The 17,813-nt window shown below is 37.6% G+C and carries 15 protein-coding genes; 1 reads left to right on the top strand and 14 read right to left on the bottom strand.

The annotated features are described in order from the left end of the window. Window positions 1-43: 43 nt before the first annotated feature. From ACOCEA_RS03270 to ACOCEA_RS03255, 4 genes are all read right to left on the bottom strand, one after another. The gene (locus tag ACOCEA_RS03270) at window positions 44-1,594 is read right to left on the bottom strand and encodes an aldehyde dehydrogenase (NADP(+)) (RefSeq protein ID WP_420754762.1); all 1,551 of its coding nucleotides are present in this window, start codon (window positions 1,592-1,594) and stop codon (window positions 44-46) included. A 109-nt stretch (window positions 1,595-1,703) separates the two neighbouring features. Continuing rightward, window positions 1,704-2,945 (bottom strand): glycoside hydrolase family 88/105 protein, encoded by a 1,242-nt coding sequence (locus tag ACOCEA_RS03265; protein WP_420754761.1) that lies wholly within the window; start codon window positions 2,943-2,945, stop codon window positions 1,704-1,706. 193 nt (window positions 2,946-3,138) lie between these two features. Then, window positions 3,139-4,125, bottom strand: coding sequence for a DUF4861 family protein (locus ACOCEA_RS03260; RefSeq protein WP_420754760.1), 987 nt, complete (start codon window positions 4,123-4,125; stop codon window positions 3,139-3,141). 202 nt (window positions 4,126-4,327) lie between these two features. Continuing rightward, on the bottom strand, window positions 4,328-5,755 hold the full coding sequence (locus tag ACOCEA_RS03255) for a glycoside hydrolase family 28 protein (RefSeq protein ID WP_420754759.1): 1,428 nt from the start codon (window positions 5,753-5,755) through the stop codon (window positions 4,328-4,330). Between the two features lie 285 nt (window positions 5,756-6,040). On the opposite strand from ACOCEA_RS03255, the gene ACOCEA_RS03250 reads away from it, so the two are divergent. After that, window positions 6,041-7,075 carry a LacI family DNA-binding transcriptional regulator gene (locus ACOCEA_RS03250; protein WP_420754758.1) on the top strand — a complete coding sequence of 345 codons (1,035 nt, stop codon included), beginning with the start codon at window positions 6,041-6,043 and terminating at the stop codon, window positions 7,073-7,075. Here ACOCEA_RS03250 and ACOCEA_RS03245 read toward each other — a convergent pair. The 10 genes from ACOCEA_RS03245 to kduI all read right to left on the bottom strand — a co-directional run bounded on the left by ACOCEA_RS03245 (window position 7,067) and on the right by kduI (window position 17,810). Then, window positions 7,067-8,680 (bottom strand): UxaA family hydrolase, encoded by a 1,614-nt coding sequence (locus tag ACOCEA_RS03245; RefSeq protein WP_420754757.1) that lies wholly within the window; start codon window positions 8,678-8,680, stop codon window positions 7,067-7,069. The genes ACOCEA_RS03250 and ACOCEA_RS03245 overlap by 9 nt on opposite strands. Beyond that, the gene (locus ACOCEA_RS03240; RefSeq protein ID WP_420755032.1) at window positions 8,670-10,136 is read right to left on the bottom strand and encodes a tagaturonate reductase; all 1,467 of its coding nucleotides are present in this window, start codon (window positions 10,134-10,136) and stop codon (window positions 8,670-8,672) included. The genes ACOCEA_RS03245 and ACOCEA_RS03240 overlap by 11 nt, the downstream gene beginning before the upstream one ends. A gap of 110 nt (window positions 10,137-10,246) precedes the next feature. After that, window positions 10,247-11,542 carry a TRAP transporter large permease gene (locus ACOCEA_RS03235; protein WP_420755031.1) on the bottom strand — a complete coding sequence of 432 codons (1,296 nt, stop codon included), beginning with the start codon at window positions 11,540-11,542 and terminating at the stop codon, window positions 10,247-10,249. Next, on the bottom strand, window positions 11,542-12,006 hold the full coding sequence (locus tag ACOCEA_RS03230; protein WP_420754756.1) for a TRAP transporter small permease: 465 nt from the start codon (window positions 12,004-12,006) through the stop codon (window positions 11,542-11,544). The genes ACOCEA_RS03235 and ACOCEA_RS03230 overlap by 1 nt, the downstream gene beginning before the upstream one ends. A 16-nt stretch (window positions 12,007-12,022) precedes the next feature. Then, window positions 12,023-13,000: a TRAP transporter substrate-binding protein gene (locus tag ACOCEA_RS03225; RefSeq protein ID WP_420754755.1), complete on the bottom strand. Its 978-nt coding sequence runs from the start codon at window positions 12,998-13,000 to the stop codon at window positions 12,023-12,025. A 6-nt stretch (window positions 13,001-13,006) separates the two neighbouring features. After that, on the bottom strand, window positions 13,007-13,675 hold the full coding sequence (locus ACOCEA_RS03220; RefSeq protein ID WP_420754754.1) for a bifunctional 4-hydroxy-2-oxoglutarate aldolase/2-dehydro-3-deoxy-phosphogluconate aldolase: 669 nt from the start codon (window positions 13,673-13,675) through the stop codon (window positions 13,007-13,009). A 30-nt stretch (window positions 13,676-13,705) separates the two neighbouring features. Next, a complete protein-coding gene (locus ACOCEA_RS03215; protein WP_420754753.1) occupies window positions 13,706-14,746 on the bottom strand; it encodes a PfkB family carbohydrate kinase in 1,041 nt (346 codons plus the stop codon). Window positions 14,747-14,767: 21 nt separating this feature from the next. Next, on the bottom strand, window positions 14,768-16,183 hold the full coding sequence (uxaC, locus tag ACOCEA_RS03210) for a glucuronate isomerase (protein WP_420754752.1): 1,416 nt from the start codon (window positions 16,181-16,183) through the stop codon (window positions 14,768-14,770). Beyond that, a complete protein-coding gene (locus ACOCEA_RS03205; RefSeq protein WP_420754751.1) occupies window positions 16,183-16,968 on the bottom strand; it encodes a gluconate 5-dehydrogenase in 786 nt (261 codons plus the stop codon). The genes uxaC and ACOCEA_RS03205 overlap by 1 nt, the downstream gene beginning before the upstream one ends. A gap of 5 nt (window positions 16,969-16,973) precedes the next feature. Beyond that, on the bottom strand, window positions 16,974-17,810 hold the full coding sequence (kduI, locus tag ACOCEA_RS03200) for a 5-dehydro-4-deoxy-D-glucuronate isomerase (RefSeq protein WP_420754750.1): 837 nt from the start codon (window positions 17,808-17,810) through the stop codon (window positions 16,974-16,976). Window positions 17,811-17,813 lie beyond the last annotated feature (3 nt).

The raw sequence follows: 17,813 nt of genomic DNA, 5'->3' as shown, positions 1-17,813 counted from the left end.
TTAATTGTTTAATATGTTGTAGTCATTTAAATGCAAACTATTTTTAATTAATGGTATTTTTTGTGAATTCACCATCTACCATACGCCAAATGTTTAATGGGTTGTTATCCTGTAGTTCTTTAGGTAAAAGCATGGCAGGATAATCTTGAAAACAAACCGGCCTTACAAAACGCTTAATGGCATTTGTTCCAACAGAAGTTGAACTTGGCGCCGTAGTTGCGGGGAAAGGTCCACCGTGTACCATGGAATGGCATACTTCAACTCCGGTAGGAAAACCGTTTACCAAAACACGGCCTACTTTTTGTTCCAATATTTCAAACAGGTCGCCATAGTTTTCCAAATCTTCATCAGTTGCATGTACCGTAGCTGTTAAATGACCTCCTAACGCATGTGCGGCCTCTAGTATTTCTTCTTTGGTAGAAGCTTCAACCAGTAAGGACGAAGGCCCAAAATTTTCTTCTGCCAAACTATTGTTTTGTAGAAAGGATTGCATGCTTGTTTTGAAGACCTTGGAGACCACTTTCCGTTCATCGTGAGCGTCTTTGCTATCTGCCAGTATTTCTAACTGATCGTTGGCTGCCAGTTGTTCCAACCCTTTTTGATAGGCCGATTGAATTCCCGAGGTTAACATGGTTCCCGGTTCAACCTTTTCAATACTATTTTTTAATGTTGTCAAAAAAGTTTGGGTCTCCGGACTTTTCGATAAGATAGTTAGTCCTGGATTTGTGCAAAATTGGCCAACACCCATATTAATGGAGTTGGTATAGCCTTTCGCTATCTCCACGGCCCTTTCCTGAAGTGCACCTGGTAAAATAAACATGGGATTGGCACTCCCCATTTCAGAAAATACGGGAATAGGTTCTGGTCTTGAATTTGCATAGTTAAACATAGCCATTCCACCACTATAACTACCTGTAAAGCCTACGGCTTTGATACCTTTATGTTTTACCAAGGTTTCACCAACTTGGATGGTATTTCCTTGAATCAGTGAAAATGTACCTCTTGGCATACCTATTTTTTCAATGGCTGTTTGTATGGCTTTGGCAACCAGCTCAGTAGTTCCCGGGTGTGCAGGATGTCCTTTATATACTACAGGGCAGCCGGCAGCCAATGCAGACGCTGTGTCCCCACCAGCGGTTGAAAATGCCAACGGAAAATTACTGGCGCCAAAAACGGCTACAGGCCCCAAAGGAATAATCATGTGGCGTATGTCCGATTTTGGAAAGGGTTCCCTTTCTGGTTGTGCGGTGTCAATTCTGGCATCTACCCAAGACCCTTCACGAACTACACTGGCAAATAATCTGAGCTGGTTCATGGTTCGTCCACGTTCACCGGTTAGCCTTCCCAACGGTAAGGCAGTCTCCAAATGGGAGCGCTCCAATAGCTCATCCCCTAAATTTTCTATTTCTACTGCTATTTGTTCTAGAAATTGTGCTTTTTTTTCATTGTCAATTTTCCGATAGACTTGAAAAGCTTTTGAGGCGGAAACAACGGTTTGGTTTATTTCTTCGGGAGTAGCATTTTTATATTCACCTTCCAATGCAGCATTAGTTGCCGGATTTATAGCTTTAAAGTAAATTTCATTAGGTTGCATAGTAATCGTTTTTTGATTTGATAACCAAGTTATTTGGAAATTGTTAGCAAAACAACAACTTCTAAAAAAAACCCCTAGGAATCAATTGCTTAAATACATGGTGTTAGTTTTATCTGTTCAATTCTAAAGCTGCGAACACAAAAGGTCCAGTGCCTTTAGGGTCATTGGAACGGATAATTTCATTTATATAATAATCAAACGACCCATCCCTGTACGGGTCACCGCCTAAACCTGCTACACCACAACATTTATTTAAACTAATAACACCGTTATCCGCTATGGAAATAAATTGTTCTAGGATTCCATTAAATCCCTTTAGGGCAAATTCCATATAGGATTTGTCTAAATAGCCCTTGTTTGCACCTTTTGCCAATGTATAGGTAAACATACAGCTGCCTGTTGCCTCTAAGTAATTTCCTTCTCGTTCTGGCATATCTAATACTTGGTACCAAGTGCCTGATTCATCTTGGTATTTTATGATAGCTTCAGCATAATTTTTTAGATATTCTTGAATACGTTCATGACCTGGATGACTTTCTGGTAAGTAATCCAATAGGTCTACCATGGCCATACCATACCAGCCCATACCGCGAGACCAAAAATTTTCCGAAAGCCCAGTTTCCCTGTTAGCCCAACGTTGCTCCTTACTTTCATCCCAACCATGATAATACAATCCGGTTTCAGGGTTTCTATTGTACTTTTCAATCAAATCAAATTGTAGTACAATTTTATCCAACACCTTTTTAGTTTCATCCTTGTCCAAATATTCCAAAGCATATTTGGTGTGAAAGGGTTCTGCCATAAAAACACCATCCAACCACATTTGGTATGGATATCTCTTCTTATGCCAGTAACCACCTTCAGAGGTCATTGGTTGACCCTCTAATTGTTTATGTAAGGTATCCATTGCGGATTTAAATCGCTCTTCCGGGTTATTCTGTTGTAGCCAAAAAATAGCATCCCCAGATTTAATCATATCAAGGTTGTAATTGGAGATATCATATGTTTTAATAGAACCATCCTTATGAATCATACGATTGGCATAATCATAAATATAATTATATAGGGCCTGGTCATTAGTTTCTTCGTACACACGAGACATTGCCTGTAATACCAATCCATTGGTATAGCTCCATCTTGGGATTTTTTGAAAGTCCAATAAGGTAGGGTCCGGAAAGCGATGTATTTCTGATAGTGCCATTCGTTCGGACCATTTTTTGTCTTTTGAGACAACTAGTTCAGATGTCTCTTTATGGGCTTCTTTATTCCTTACACTGTCTTTACAGGCTATAAATAAAAGAGTTGCCAAACCTAATGCGAAAATATTTTTTATAAATTGATTGATTCTCATGAGTATATTTTTATCGATTTTATGCTATAGCTGTCGCATGTAAAGTATTGTTTTTCCAAATTTCATTCTCTCATATTTAATAACTTGTCATCCCGTATAATGCAATAATGTAAATGGCCAAGTCTACCTTCAAAATATGTATTCTTATTTAAATAGTTACACACCTAAGTAGGGTGTTTCTCTTACGTATTCGTTATTTGTTAAGTAAACTGAGTTCATTGTTCAAATATGATATAAAATCTGTCCGGTTTTTAATACCATCCTTTTCTTTCTCCCATGCCGCAGTGAAATAATAGGTAATAGGTTCTGTTGTAGGTTTAAAAACTATTAGATGGTCAAATTCTGAATCGGTTATTTTTACAACTTGGTCTTCTTGATAAAAAATGGCCATGCCTAATTTATCAGGAACCAAGGTTTGTTCACCATAGGTAGCGATATATTTCCATGGCCCAATGGCACTTTCGTTCTTAAAAAGTTCTATCTCTTCAAATTTCACTATACCGGTAACAAGGCCTCCAATTGCTTTGGAGGGTGTTAACCTTGCTTTGGTCATACGGGAATCGGGAGCAATCATTAATTGGGTTTGCAAGTCAATTTTATTGTCTAATGCGGACCAGCCATAGTAATTTAAAGTAACCCCAGAACCGTCTGAAGTATTATGAATTTGAGCCGTGGTGGAATCTACCTCTTGAAAGTGTGTTACATTTTGTTTCCCATCATAACGGCCATAAGATCCAATACCTAATGATTTTCCTGCTTTAAGGATATCTTGCCCCCAGGCAGCATCTTCATGATAGGAATCATAATTGTCCACTCCTACCTTAGATAGGACCATAGTATCAACTTTCTTACCGAAAATGTCTATGGCATTCCTCCAATCAAAATAAAGTCGGTAACCAACCTTGTTGCTTTCCCATCCTGGTCCTTCATACCTTACATAATAAGAATGGTCTGTTAGACTATCGGGAGCTTTAAGATAAGCGACATTTTTAAAAGTAAAATTATCACCAACATATTTTCTGCCTTTCCATTGACCCCCTTCCTTTATAGAAATTTCTGCATAGGTCTTTCCTTTGTAGCCCTCATCTCCTAACACCGTTTCTTGGCTTTTTCCTTTTTTTTCTTTGCAGGATATGGATAGGGCAAGAAAAATAAGTACGGGTAAGCTTAATTTTTTCATATTAATATGCTGCTTTAAAAATTTTTAATCTTTTGTTTACTTGATAAGACCTACTGTTTTACAAGTTATAAAAAAGGGACTTGATAAAACCACCTTTATCAAATCCCAATTCAAACTAACTCAAAAAACAATTTTTTAATTTTTTTTTCATATTGACAGGGGTTCATATAAAATGGTATTTTATGATAAATCATTGGTTTGATTAAAGTGATTTCATTGGTATTCCATTAATATGTGTGTTTATAAAATTGATGTTGGTCACATTTTCCAGGGCATAAACGGAGTCTACTTTTTTTATAGTAACATCCTTTAATGTTATGTCTGTAATTGGTTGTTCTGCATAACCTTTTGCCAGGATACCATACTTACCCCCATTTTCTACTTGTATGTTTTCTAAGTTAATATTGCTCACCCTTGGCATAAATTCTCCTTCTTGTACACCATAAATACCATAGAAAAGATTAATTTTTAACACAGCCTCTTTAACTTGGCCAATTTTAATATTTCTTACATAGACATCCTCTACAAAACCACCTCTTTTTGTGTTGGTTTTAATGCGTATGGCCCTCTCAAGATTTGGGCTATCCATTTCACAGTTTTCAACAAAAACATTTCTAACCCCAGCTGAAATTTCACTACCCATGACCACGCCACCATGGCCATCTATCATTTTACAATTTTGAACCACTATGTTTTCGCTAACAATATTTACCCTTCGCCCATCTTCATTCCTTCCAGATTTTATGGCGATACAATCATCACCTGTATTGAAGGTGCAGTTTTTAATAATTATATTTTTTGAGTACTCCGGGTCACATCCGTCATTATTGGGACCATGGCTTTCTACTGTTACACCGTCTATGGTGACATTAGTAGATTTAATGGGGTGAATCACCCAAAAAGGGGCATTGATTATTTTTACGCCTTGTATGAGTACATTATTACATTCAAACGGTTCAACAAATGATGGACGTAAATATTCTCCTTTTCCAAAAACTCTTTTTTCAACGGGCACCCCTTTTTCGGACATACCTTCTTTTAACTTGGTTAGTGAAGTATGTTGTTTTGGGTCACCGTCTTTCCAACCGTAGGATTCCTTTCCACACCAGGACCACCAAAAATCGTTACTGGCCTGCCCATTTAAAATACCTTTGCCAGTAATGGCGATATTAGTTTTTCCCTTGGCATAAATTAGCGGAGAAAAGTTCATTAATTCCGTACCTTCATAAGAGGTATGTACTATTGGGAAATCATCCAAATTGGTACTAAACAATATTTCAGCACCTTCATTGAGATGAAGGTTAATATTATTTTCAAGATGTATGGGGCCAGTTAAGAATTTACCTTTGGGTATGAGAACAATTCCACCACCCGATAAAGAACAAGCTTCAATAGCTTTTTTAATGGCATCTGTATTATTTGTGGTAGAATCGGTAATAGCACCGTAGTCCAGAATATTAAATATTTTATTGGGAAATGCTGGGACTACAACCGAATCTACTATTTCTTGCAGCTGTAACCATGCGTTGGTTTTGGATGTATTTTGTTGTTCGCATGAAATAATAAGTAATGCCAAGGCCATTGGCTTTAGTAACTTTTTTATAATTCTTCCAATAGATAGAAATAGCATAATTAATTGCAGTAATTAAAAATAGATGTAATCGATTACATAATAATAACGAATTTATTAAAATCAAACAACAAATAGCGAATAAATGTTGAATATTTAACAATATTTCTTTGATATATTGAAGGATTGGTATTTTTTACAGCTTATGAAGGTATATGTGTAGTTTACACCGTGTATTTTATGGTTATTTTTACATTATTAAATTACCCGATGATATAATCGATAAGAATTTATCTTTTAAAGACTTTTATATTAAGTTATATTCTGGGTTATTAATATTTAACAATGAGCAAGAAGACAACAATTTATGATATTGCCAATAAGCTAAATATTACTGCAGCCACTGTATCTAGAGCTTTGAACAATAATCCAAGGATAAGCGCAGAAACAAAAAAATTAGTGTTGGAGACAGCAGCGAGTATGAATTACAAGCAAAACAGGTTGGCTTTGGCACTAAAGAGTGGTAAAAGTAAAAATGTTGGTGTTGTTGTTCCATATATTAATAGAAGTTTCTTTTCATCAATAATTAGGGGGATAGAAGATGAACTGTATCCTAAGGGTTATCATGTGATTATTACCCAGACCCATGATGACCAAAAGAGAGAAGTAAAAAATATCCAAAATCTTTTAAATGCCCAAGTGGATGGTATTTTAATTTCAACATCGCACACCAACAAGGAGTTGGAACATTTTGAATCCGTTTTAAAAAAGAATGTTCCTTTTATATTTTTTGATAGAAAATTGAACATTCCTGATATGAGTTCTGTTACTATAGACGATTATCAAGGAGGTTATGACGCTACTCAGCATCTCATTGATCAAGGTTGTAAAAGAATTGCGCATTTACATGTAGATAATGGACAAGAGCTATATGAAAGACGATTACAAGGATATAAAGATGCCTTAACACAAAATGGGTTAGCATATAATCCTGAATACGTGATTCCACTTATTAGTGATATGGAAGCGGGTAAAGAAGCAGCGGAGCGATTAATGCAATTGCCGGTTCCGCCTGATGCCATTTTTTCCTCAACAGATAATGGCCTTTTAGGTGCTTTGAAATATCTTCAAGGTCTGGAAATTAAAGTTCCAGACGATTTTTGTGTTGTTGGTTTTAGTAATGAGCCGTTTACGCAATTTATGGATCCCTCAATTAGCTCAGTAGATCAGTCTCCGGTGGAAATGGGTAAAATTGCTGCTCAGGTCTTTTTAGAGCAAGTGGAAAATTCAGAAGTGATTAAAGTTCATAAAAATGTGGTATTGCCTCCAAGATTGATTATAAGGAAATCAAGCACAAAGAAAATAAACGAACTAAAGTGAAACCCCTCTTTTCCAGGGTATAAAATCATCTTGACCCAATTTGTCCGCTTTGGCTACTAGATTACCACTTGCTACATTAATGACATAATCTAAGATTTCCTCACCCATTTCTTCAATAGTTTTTTCACCTCTTATGACTGCGCCGGTATCTATATCTATAATATCCGGCATACGTTCTGCTAGAATAGTATTGGAAGATACTTTTAAAACAGGTGCTATTGGGTTACCTGTTGGTGTTCCCAAACCAGTTGTAAAAACCACTATATTGGCACCAGAACCTACCATGCCTGTTGTGCTTTCTACATCGTTACCTGGAGTACATAAAAGATTTAGACCAGGTTTGGTAACGTATTCACCATAATCCAAAATAGCTTGTATCGGGGAGGTGCCTCCTTTTTTTGCTGCCCCTGCAGATTTCATGGCGTCGGTAATTAACCCGTCTTTAATATTTCCCGGAGATGGATTCATATCAAAACCAGAACCTGCTGCCTCTGCGGAATTCTCATATGCCTTCATTAATTCCATAAAACGTGCGGCGTCAGTTTCGTGAACGCATCTATTGACCAATTCTTGCTCCACACCACAAAGCTCAGGAAATTCTGAAAGTATAGGAGAACCACCCACAGCCGCCAATATATCTGAGGCATACCCTAAGGCCGGGTTGGCAGAAATGCCTGAAAAACCATCGGACCCGCCACATTCCAATCCTAATTTAAGTTTTGAAATTGAGGCTGGTTTACGTGGAATTTCATTTGCTTTTTTAATGCCTTCAAAAGAATCTTTGATAATGGTATTCAGCATTTCATCTACAGTTCCCATTTGTTGCTGCTCATAAATGAGAACAGGTTTATCAAGATTTGGATCAATCTCGGCTATAGCATTTTTAAGAAGATCTATCTGCAAATTTTGGCAACCTAAACTTAATACCGTAGCTCCCACAACATTGGGGTTTTTTATATATCCTGCCAATAATTTAGCTAAGGTTTCAGAGTCTTGCCGTATTCCCCCACAACCACCTTGATGTGTAATAAATTTCACCTCTACATTATCAAACGTTTGTTGTTTGGTTGCTTCCGAGGCTTCTATTGTTGTTGTATTGCCATGTATAAGGCTGCGCAATAAGTGCCTTTGTTCACTTGCTTTTCCAATAGATAGTTCTTTTTCAAAAATATCTTTAAGCACTTCAATATTTCTGTTTTCACAGAAAACCAATGGAAAAAATAACCAAACGTTTTGTGTACCCACTTGACCGTCTGATCGGTGATAACCCATAAAAGTTTTATCCTTCCATTTACTAATGTCTGGGGCGTTCCATGAGGGAGACCCAGTTTTTCCCTTTACGGGGTTGCTTTGATGTTTTACGTTGGCAATGGTTAAAACATCCCCGCTTTTAACTTTGCTTGTTGCCTTACCCACCAAAACACCATACATAAAAATTTGATCGTCAATTTCTAAATCTACCAATGTTATTTTATGTTTGGCTTTGGTGTTGGATAAGACTAAAATTTTGTTACCCTCAAATACTATTGTATCTCCCTCGGTTAAGTCTACTAAGGCAATAGCTACATTGTCTTCCGGATGAACTTTGATGAGCTTATTTTGCATCGTTAAGGGGTGTTAATTTATTTTTAAAATTGATAAACCCTTCTTTAACTCCATTTTCCTCAATAAGTTTGAGGGCAGTTGCAATAGCTTCCTTTAACCCATTTATTTTGGTAAGGTCTTCTCCCCAATAAGTTGCATTGCCCAATACTTTTTCTGAAACTTCATTAACGGAAAGTGAATCCCAAATATTTGAAAATTCTGAAATAATTCGTTCATCATCATTCAGTGGCAAACGAGAACCCTTCCAAGTACCCTTATAAAAACGAATTAGGCAGGCAAAGGCAAAAACCAAATGCATTGGCAATTCATTTTTTCGCTCCACATATTCCAATAAACTAGGTAAAACCCGAACTTTAAATTTAGAAATGGAATTTAAGGCTATACTACTTAATTGATGTTTAATAAATGGATTTCTAAACCTATCAAAAACAGCGTGGGCAAAGGCCTCCAATTCTTCTTGCTCCATATCCAAGGTTGGGATAATCTCGTCAAAAACCAGCGCTTTAATAAAAGGACCCGTAAAAGCTTCATCAACACTTTCCTTTACCGTTTCATTACCATAAAGAATGCTAAATGGTACCATTGAAGTATGCGCACCGTTTAAAATGCGAACTTTCCTTGTTCTAAAGGGTTGCATATTATCTACAATACGAACATCTAGATCAGTCTTTTCAAAAGGTAATTTCTTTTTAAGTAGTTCATTCCCTTCAATTACCCAAAGAAAAAAGGTCTCCGCACTTACCAAAAGATTATCCTCATAATCCAATTGTGCATTGTAAGATTCTATTTGGTCTCTAGGATACCCGGGAACAATACGATCAACCAAGGTGTTGTGAAAAGTACAGCTGTGTAAAACCCATTTTTTAAAATCTTCTTCCAACGACCATAAGTCAATATACTTTAGGATGATGCTTTTAAGGGTGTCTGCATTATAATTAATCAATTCACAAGGAATAATAGTCAAACCCTTGTTATTATCCCCATTAAAAGTGATGTAGCGGGCATGTAACAGCTGCGTTAATTTTGCTGGAAATGAAGTTGGCGGTTTCATATCCAGTTTGTCCGAGGCTACAAATGCTATTCCTGCTTCAGTGGTGTTGGATATAATGAATTGTAATTCCTGTTCTTTTGCCAAGCCTAAATAGTGCCCATAATTTATATAGGGATCAATGCAAGAAACAATAGTGGTGATCAATTCCTTTTCCTCAACTTCTATGTTATTTTTAATGCCTTTGGTAAACAATGTGTATAAACCATCTTGATCGTTTAACAAAGAAACCATACCCCTGTCAATGGGCTGTACTACGGCTATTCCAGCGTTTAAGTCGGCATGTTTGTTTAATTCCTGAAAAGCACTTTCTACAAAAGCACGTAGAAAATTACCTTCTCCAAATTGTATAACTTTAATAGGTAGCTTCTTTTGAAGCCCTAGATTTTCTCTGTTTAATTTCATTATGAATCTTACTCGATAATCGAGATTTAAATGCTTCGACACTTGCGTCGAAATTAAATATGATTTTTCATTTAATGCCTCATGGGTCTTGCCCCGAGGAAGTTTATTAGTAATTATAGATCAAATAAGCTTGGTAACCATAGACTAAGTTGAGGTATATAAGTAACCAAAAACAAAGCAATGATCATAGCTATAAACAAAGGTAAAAGCGGTTTGAATACTTTTTCTATAGTGGTTTTGGCTATTCCTACACCAACAAATAAAACTGAGCCAACCGGCGGTGTACATAAACCGATACAAAGGTTAAGGACCATGATAATTCCAAAATGTACAGGGTCTAAACCAAGTTTGGTAACTACAGGCAGAAATATTGGTGTGAAAATTAGCACAGCCGGAGTCATATCCATGAATATACCTACAATCAATAAGAGTATGTTAATTATGAGCAAAATGACGATTTTATTGTCGCTCAGACCTAATAATCCAGTACTGATATCCTGTGGGATATTCTCATAGGACAATGCCCATGACATACACATTGATGCGCCAATCAATAACATTACAATAGCAGTCGTTGCTGATGAATCCAATAAGATCTGAGGTAATTTTGGGAGAGAGATTTCTTTATAAATGAAGCCAAGTATTAGGCTATACAACACTGCTATGGCAGATGCTTCCGTAGCTGTGAAAACACCGGTAACAATGCCACCAATAACAACCACCAGCATAAACAAACTTGGCAAGGCGTCTAAAAATGTTTTAAAAACTTCTTTTAAACTACTTCTTTTGCCAATTTTATATTTTTTCTTTTTGGCCCAAAATGATGCTACGATCATCAGAAAAAGACCCGTTAAAATACCGGGAATATAACCGGCCAAAAATAATGCGGCGATAGATGCGCCACCACTGGCAAGCGAGTATACAATTAACACATTACTGGGAGGTATGACCAAGCCTGTGGTAGCAGAAGTGATATTTACGGCTGCACCAAATTCTTTGGAGTACCCTTCTTTTTCCATCTCAGGTCCCAAAATACTTCCCATTGCTGATGCGGATGCCATTGCAGATCCTGCTATAGCACCCATTAGCATAGCTGCAATTACATTGATCAAAGCCAATCCGCCAGGCAAAGAACCAACCAAAGTTTTGGCAAATGCAATAAGTCTATGGGCAATTCCACCCTTGTTCATAAGTTCACCAGAAAGAACAAAAAAGGGAATAGCCAGGAGGGCAAAACTATCCAGCCCTGTTGCCATACGTTGCGATACTGTGGTAAATGCAGGTAATGCAGGAATGCTGACCATCATGGTTAACAATGATGAAATTGCTATACTCCAAGCGACCGGGGTTCCTATAGCCAGTAAGCCAACAAAGCTTATGACCAATACAAGAATGGGTATGTGTTCCATCATGGTTTTAATTTTAAAAGGTCCGAAATTTTGTAATACATAATTAGGAGTCCACTTATTGGAATTATAATGTAGACCACGGCTAGTGGTACTTGTAAAGCTGGGGATTGTTGTCCAAGAACATAGGATATATAGACCAATCTTGAACCACCTATTACAAATGCAAATAGGACAAAAAGAATTACCAAAATAGTTACGATTACTCGGAGTCTCTTTTGGGTTTTAAGCGAAGCCCTTGTGGGCAATATATCTATGGCAACATGTAAGTTTCTTCCGGAAACATAAGCCGCTCCCAGTACACCGATCCAAATCATAAGATACCGGGCCAGCTCATCGGTAAACGAACTGGGGTCACCAGTTACATATCTAGTAAATACTTGCCATAGTACGTTGATAACCATGACCGCCATAATCAGTACTAAGGTTTTGCTCAACACACTGTCTATTTTGGAACGTAGTGCCATAATTTTGGTTTGGTTGTTATTCGGTTTCTTGAATTTTCTGAATCAATGGATAGATTTCTGCATCATCTTTATAACCTTCATATATTTCCTTTACTTTATCTGCAAATTGACTCTTATTAGGTCTAAAAATCTCAACACCGGCTTTTTCAACTTCACGTAAGGCCTCGGCCTCCGCTTCGGCCCAAAGCACCCGTTGATAAGTGACAGATTCCTTAACAGATTCACTAAGCCACTGTTGTTCTTGTTTACTTAATTTATTCCACGCATAGGTGCCAATCAATAAAACATCTGGTAAAACGGTATGCTCATCAAGAGAATAGTATTTACAGACCTCATAATGCCTGGACAAATAAAAACTAGGTGGGTTGTTCTCGGCACCATCTACTACCCCTTGTTGAAGTGAAGTATATAATTCCCCCCAAGAGATTGGAGTAGGGGAGCCTCCCAGTGCCTTTACCATATTCACTGCCGTAGCGCTTTCCATTACCCTTATTTTTTGACCCTCAAGATCAGCTGGCTCTAAAACAGGCTTGTTCATGGTATAAAAACTGCGGCTGCCAGCATCATAGTATCCTAAGCCCTTTAACCAATATTGTTCACCTTCATTTAATAATGATTGACCAATGGGACCGTCCAATACGGAAAATGAATGTTCCCGATCCCTAAACAAAAAAGGAAGTCCTAAAACTTTCATTTTGGGTGCAAAGTTTTCCAAAACACCAACGGATACTTTGGTCATATCCATACTTCCAATTTGCAGTAATTCCAAACATTCCCTTTCGGTACCCAATTGTTGACTGGGATAAATCTGCAATTTTAATTTCCCACCGGAGCGCTCAAAAAGATCTTCGCCCATTTTAACCATGGCCTTGTGTACAGAATGGCTAACATCCAAACCGTGCCCTAATCGTAAGGTCTTGGTTTTATTTTCACTGCTACAACCCAAGAATAATAAGGAGACAACAAGTATGGTAAATAAGTTGAGCGTCTTCATAGACTATTATTTTCTTAAAGATTTTATTAATGATAAAGCATCGGAAACCCTTTGTTTTAATAGATCATAATCTTGGTTGGCCAGTATATCCTTGCTTATGAGTTGGGAACCCATGCCTACACAGGTCACACCAGCATCAAACCATCCCTTTAAATTACTTTCTTCGGTTGTAACTCCTCCTGTAGGCATAACACTTGTCCATGGTTGCGGACCTTTAATGGCCTTTACAAACCCTGGCCCATAGGTAGAACCTGGAAATAACTTGATTATCTCACAACCTAATTCTTCTGCCCTATTAATTTCGGTAAGGGTGCCACAGCCAGGAGACCAAAGTACTTTTCTGCGGTTACAGACAATTGCAATATCTTCCCGTAAAGATGGCGTTACTATAAAATTAGCACCCATTTGCATAAACATACTTGCAGCTCCAGCATCAGTTATAGAACCTACACCCATAATCATGCCTGGCAGTTCCTTTAAGGCAAATTTGTTAAGTTCTAAAAAAACTTCAAAAGAAAAATCACCACGGGCAGTGAACTCCATTAATCTGGCCCCACCATCATAACAAGCCTTCATTACTTTTTTACCAAGTTCAATGTTAGGATGGTAAAACAAAGGAACCATGCCGGTCTCCTTCATCACATTAGCTACTTCAATTCTTGAATATTGTGCCATTTGATATCGTTTTATTTTTTAATGATACTATTATCTGGCTACTCTTCCAGAGGCATCTCCACCCATTAGTTTCTCAACCTCAGACACGGTTACCAAATTGGCATCACCCTTAATGGTATGTTTTAAACATGATGCTGCCACTGCAAAATCTAATGCATTTTGATCATCTTCCGGATACTTTAACAGACCATAGATTAATCCACCCATAAAGGAATCGCCCCCCCCAACTCGATCTACGATATCAGTAATTTGATATTGGCGGGTTTCATACATTTTACTTCCGTCCCAAAGTACACCTGCCCAAGTATTATGTGATGCAGAAATAGAACCCCTTAATGTGGTAATAACTTTTTTTGCCTTGGGAAATTTTTTCATCATCTGTTTACATACCGATAAAAAAGCCTCAGCTTTTACATCGGCACCATCCTTATGAACATCTAAACCCTCTGGATGTATGCCAAAATGTTTCTCGGCGTCTTCTTCATTTCCTAAAATGATATCACAATACGAGGTGAGTTCTGTCATTATTTTTTCACGGTCACCACCATAGGTCCAAAGTTTGGCGCGATAATTTAAATCTGTTGATATGGTTATGCCTTTTTTATCAGCTGCTTTTACCGCTTCTAGACAAACATCGGCTGCACCTTGGGAAATGGCAGGTGTAATTCCTGTCCAATGAAACCATTCTACACCTTCAAAAACTTTATCCCAGTCAATCATTCCCGGTTCAATCTCAGCTATTGCCGAGTGGGAACGATCGTAGACTACTTTGGATCCGCGTGAAACTGCACCCGTTTCCAAAAAGTAAATACCCAAACGATCACCACCATATATAATCTTATCCGTTCCTACACCTCTTTTACGCATTTCCATTAAGGCACACTCTCCAATATCATTTTTAGGCAAACGGGTAACGAAATCTACAGGTACCCCATAATTTGCCAAGGAAACGGCCACGTTGGACTCACCACCACCATAGACTACATCAAAATTGTTGGCCTGAGAAAATCTTAAAAATCCTGGGGGTGACAATCTTAGCATGATTTCACCAAAAGTGACTACTTTTTTCATTAGTAATAAATATATTTTAGTTTAAAAGTTAAAGTATTCTTTAGCATTATTGTAGCAGATATCCTGAATTATTTTTCCTATCAATTCAAAATCTTGTGGTAGTTCTCCACTCTGCATTTCCAAACCAAATTGGTTACATAGTATCCTTCTGAAATATTCATGTCTTGGGTAAGACAAAAAGCTTCTAGAGTCTGTAAGCATACCTACAAAACAACTGATCAAGCCCATATTGGACAATGCATTGATTTGTTTGATCATACCATCTTTCTGGTCCAAGAACCACCAGCCAGAACCAAATTGTATCTTGCCCTTAATTGTTCCATCATTAAAATTTCCTATCATAGAGGCCAAGACTTCATTATCGCCAGGATTTAGATTGTAAAGAATAGTTTTGGTCAAGGTATCTTTGGAATCTAATCTATTTAAAAAATTGGATAAGGTTCTTGCTTGCGGATAATCTCCAATAGAGTCCCAACCTGTATCCGGTCCAAGAAGGTTGTTCATTCTTGCGTTATTATTTCTTAATGCCCCTAAATGAAATTGCTGTACCCAGTTTCTTTTATGATATTGCTCGCATAGGAATAATAATATGGCAGTTTGAAACTTCTCATCTTCTTCTAAAGATAAGGTATTGTTGGTTCTTCTTTTTTGAAATATAGTTTCTATTTCCAAATCTGAGAATTCCCTGTAGGGAAGATAACTTAAACCATGATCAGATAGTTTACAGCCATGATCCTCAAAATAATCTAGCCTAACAGATAGTGCATCACACAAACCTTTATAAGAGTCAATGTTTACACCACTTACTTCATCTAAGGTATCAATATAGTTGTTATACGTGTCTGTATTGATTAATATGGCCTTATCCGGTCTAAATGCGGTACTAATCGTAACTCCAAAACCATTTTGGGCAATTTGGGAATGATAGTCCAGTGTGTCTATTGGGTCCTCCGTTGTACACACTACTTTAACATTCATGTTTTTAATTAAATTCTGACAGCTGTATGCTGGAGTTTTTAATTTTTCGGTGGCCTCTGTATAAATTGCTTCGGCAGTACTTGGATTTAGTAAAAGGTCTATGTCAAAATAACGCTTTAGTTCCAAATGGGTCCAATGGTATAGTGGGTTTCTTAAGGTATAAGGAACGGTTTTTGCCCATTGTGCGAATTTTTCACTGTCCGATGCATCACCGGTTATGTATTTTTCATCAATACCAAAAGTACGCATGGCACGCCACTTGTAATGATCGCCATTGATCCAAATTTCAGTGAGGTTGTTAAAGGAATGGTTATTCGCGATTTCTTTTGGAGGCAAATGGCAATGATAATCTATAATTGGCATTTGCGAGGCAAAGTCATGATAAAGTCTTTGTGAAAATTTGTTTTCTAAAAGAAAATCATCTGTTATGAATGTTTTCGTATTGGTCGTTGTACTCATTAAGATTCGTTTACTGGTTTCCCTATAGTTGCTAATATACCACCATCTACATAAATGATTTGCCCATTGACAAAATCGCTTGCTTTTGAAGCTAAAAACACGGCTGTACCGGCTAAATCTTCCGGATTTCCCCATCTGGCAGAAGGGGTCCTGTTAATTATGAAATCGTTGAACGGATGACCATCTACACGAATAGGCGCTGTTTGTGAGGTAGCAAAATAGCCCGGGCCAATTCCATTTACTTGTACATTATGTTTTGCCCATTCTGTGGCCAAGTTTTTGGTCAACATTTTAAGTCCACCTTTTGCGGCAGCATAGGCACTTACACTATTTCTCCCAAGTTCACTCATCATGGAACAGATGTTAATGATTTTGCCGCTTCCATTCTTTATCATTCTGTTCCCCAATAATTGAGACATGATAAAAGCACCTACCAAATCAACCTCTATTACCCTTCTAAAATCGTCTATGGGCATGGTTGTGGCCAATTCTCTTTTTATAATTCCGGCATTGTTTACCAAAATATCAATCTCACCACCATCGGCAATCATTTCTTCTACCTTTAGCTTGGCAAGGTGTTCATCCGTAATGTCAAATATATAGCCTGTGGCTTTATAACCCTTTTCTTTGTAAGATGTCAAAGCATTTTCCAATTTACTAGGGGTTGTACTGGTAATCACCAGTTCGGCACCGGCAGACGCCAAACCTTCTGCCATTGCCATACCAAGACCATGGGTACCACCAGTAACTAGAGCGCGTTTACCGTTAAGGTCGAACAGTTTCATACCTATTATTTTAATTGGTTTGGTGGACAAACATCCATATCTCCATAGTCTAGATTTTCTCCGGCCATACCCCAAACAAACGAATATGCACATGTGCCAGATCCTGAATGTATAGACCATTCTGGTGATAGTACCGCTTGATTGCTTTCCATGAAAATATGACGGGTATGCTGTGGTTCACCCATAAAATGGCAAACTGTTTGGCCTTCTTCCACATCAAAATAAAAATAGGCCTCCATACGTCTTTCATGAGTATGGGCGGGCATGGTATTCCAAACATTGCCTGGTAGTAGTTCTGTTAGACCCATTTGTAATTGACACGTTTCTACAATGCTGTTTACTATCAACTTGTTCAAGATTCGTTTATTGGCATATTTCTCATCTCCCAGTTCAATGACCTCTGCATTTTCCTTGCCTACTTTTTTTGTTGGGAAGCTTTTATGTGCAGGTGCTGAGTTGATATAAAACAACGCCTGTTCACCATCCGTAGATTCAAAATTCACAACTTTACTACCTTGGCCTACATAAAGTGCTTCTTTTTTGTTCAATTGGTAAGTCACCCCATCAACAATAACGTTTCCTTTGCCACCAACATTTATAATTCCTAGTTCCCTACGATCCAAAAAATTCTCTGATTTAAGGGGGGGGATGGTTTCCAATTGAACTGTTTGGCCAACAGGCATAACCCCGCCAACTATATAACGACCGTACATGGAATACGTAAGTTGCACACAATTTTTCTTAAAAAGTTCCGGTATTAGAAATTCCCTTCTCAGGTCTTCTGTTCCATAAGCTCTGGCATCAATAGGATGTGCCGCATATCTAAATTCGTAGTTTGTCATATT

Origin of the sequence: Maribacter luteocoastalis (genome assembly GCF_048890225.1) — a bacterium.
Lineage (GTDB): Bacteria > Bacteroidota > Bacteroidia > Flavobacteriales > Flavobacteriaceae > Maribacter > Maribacter luteocoastalis.
Note: the sequence above shows the minus strand (reverse complement) of the source record. Positions and strands in the feature narration are given on the sequence as shown.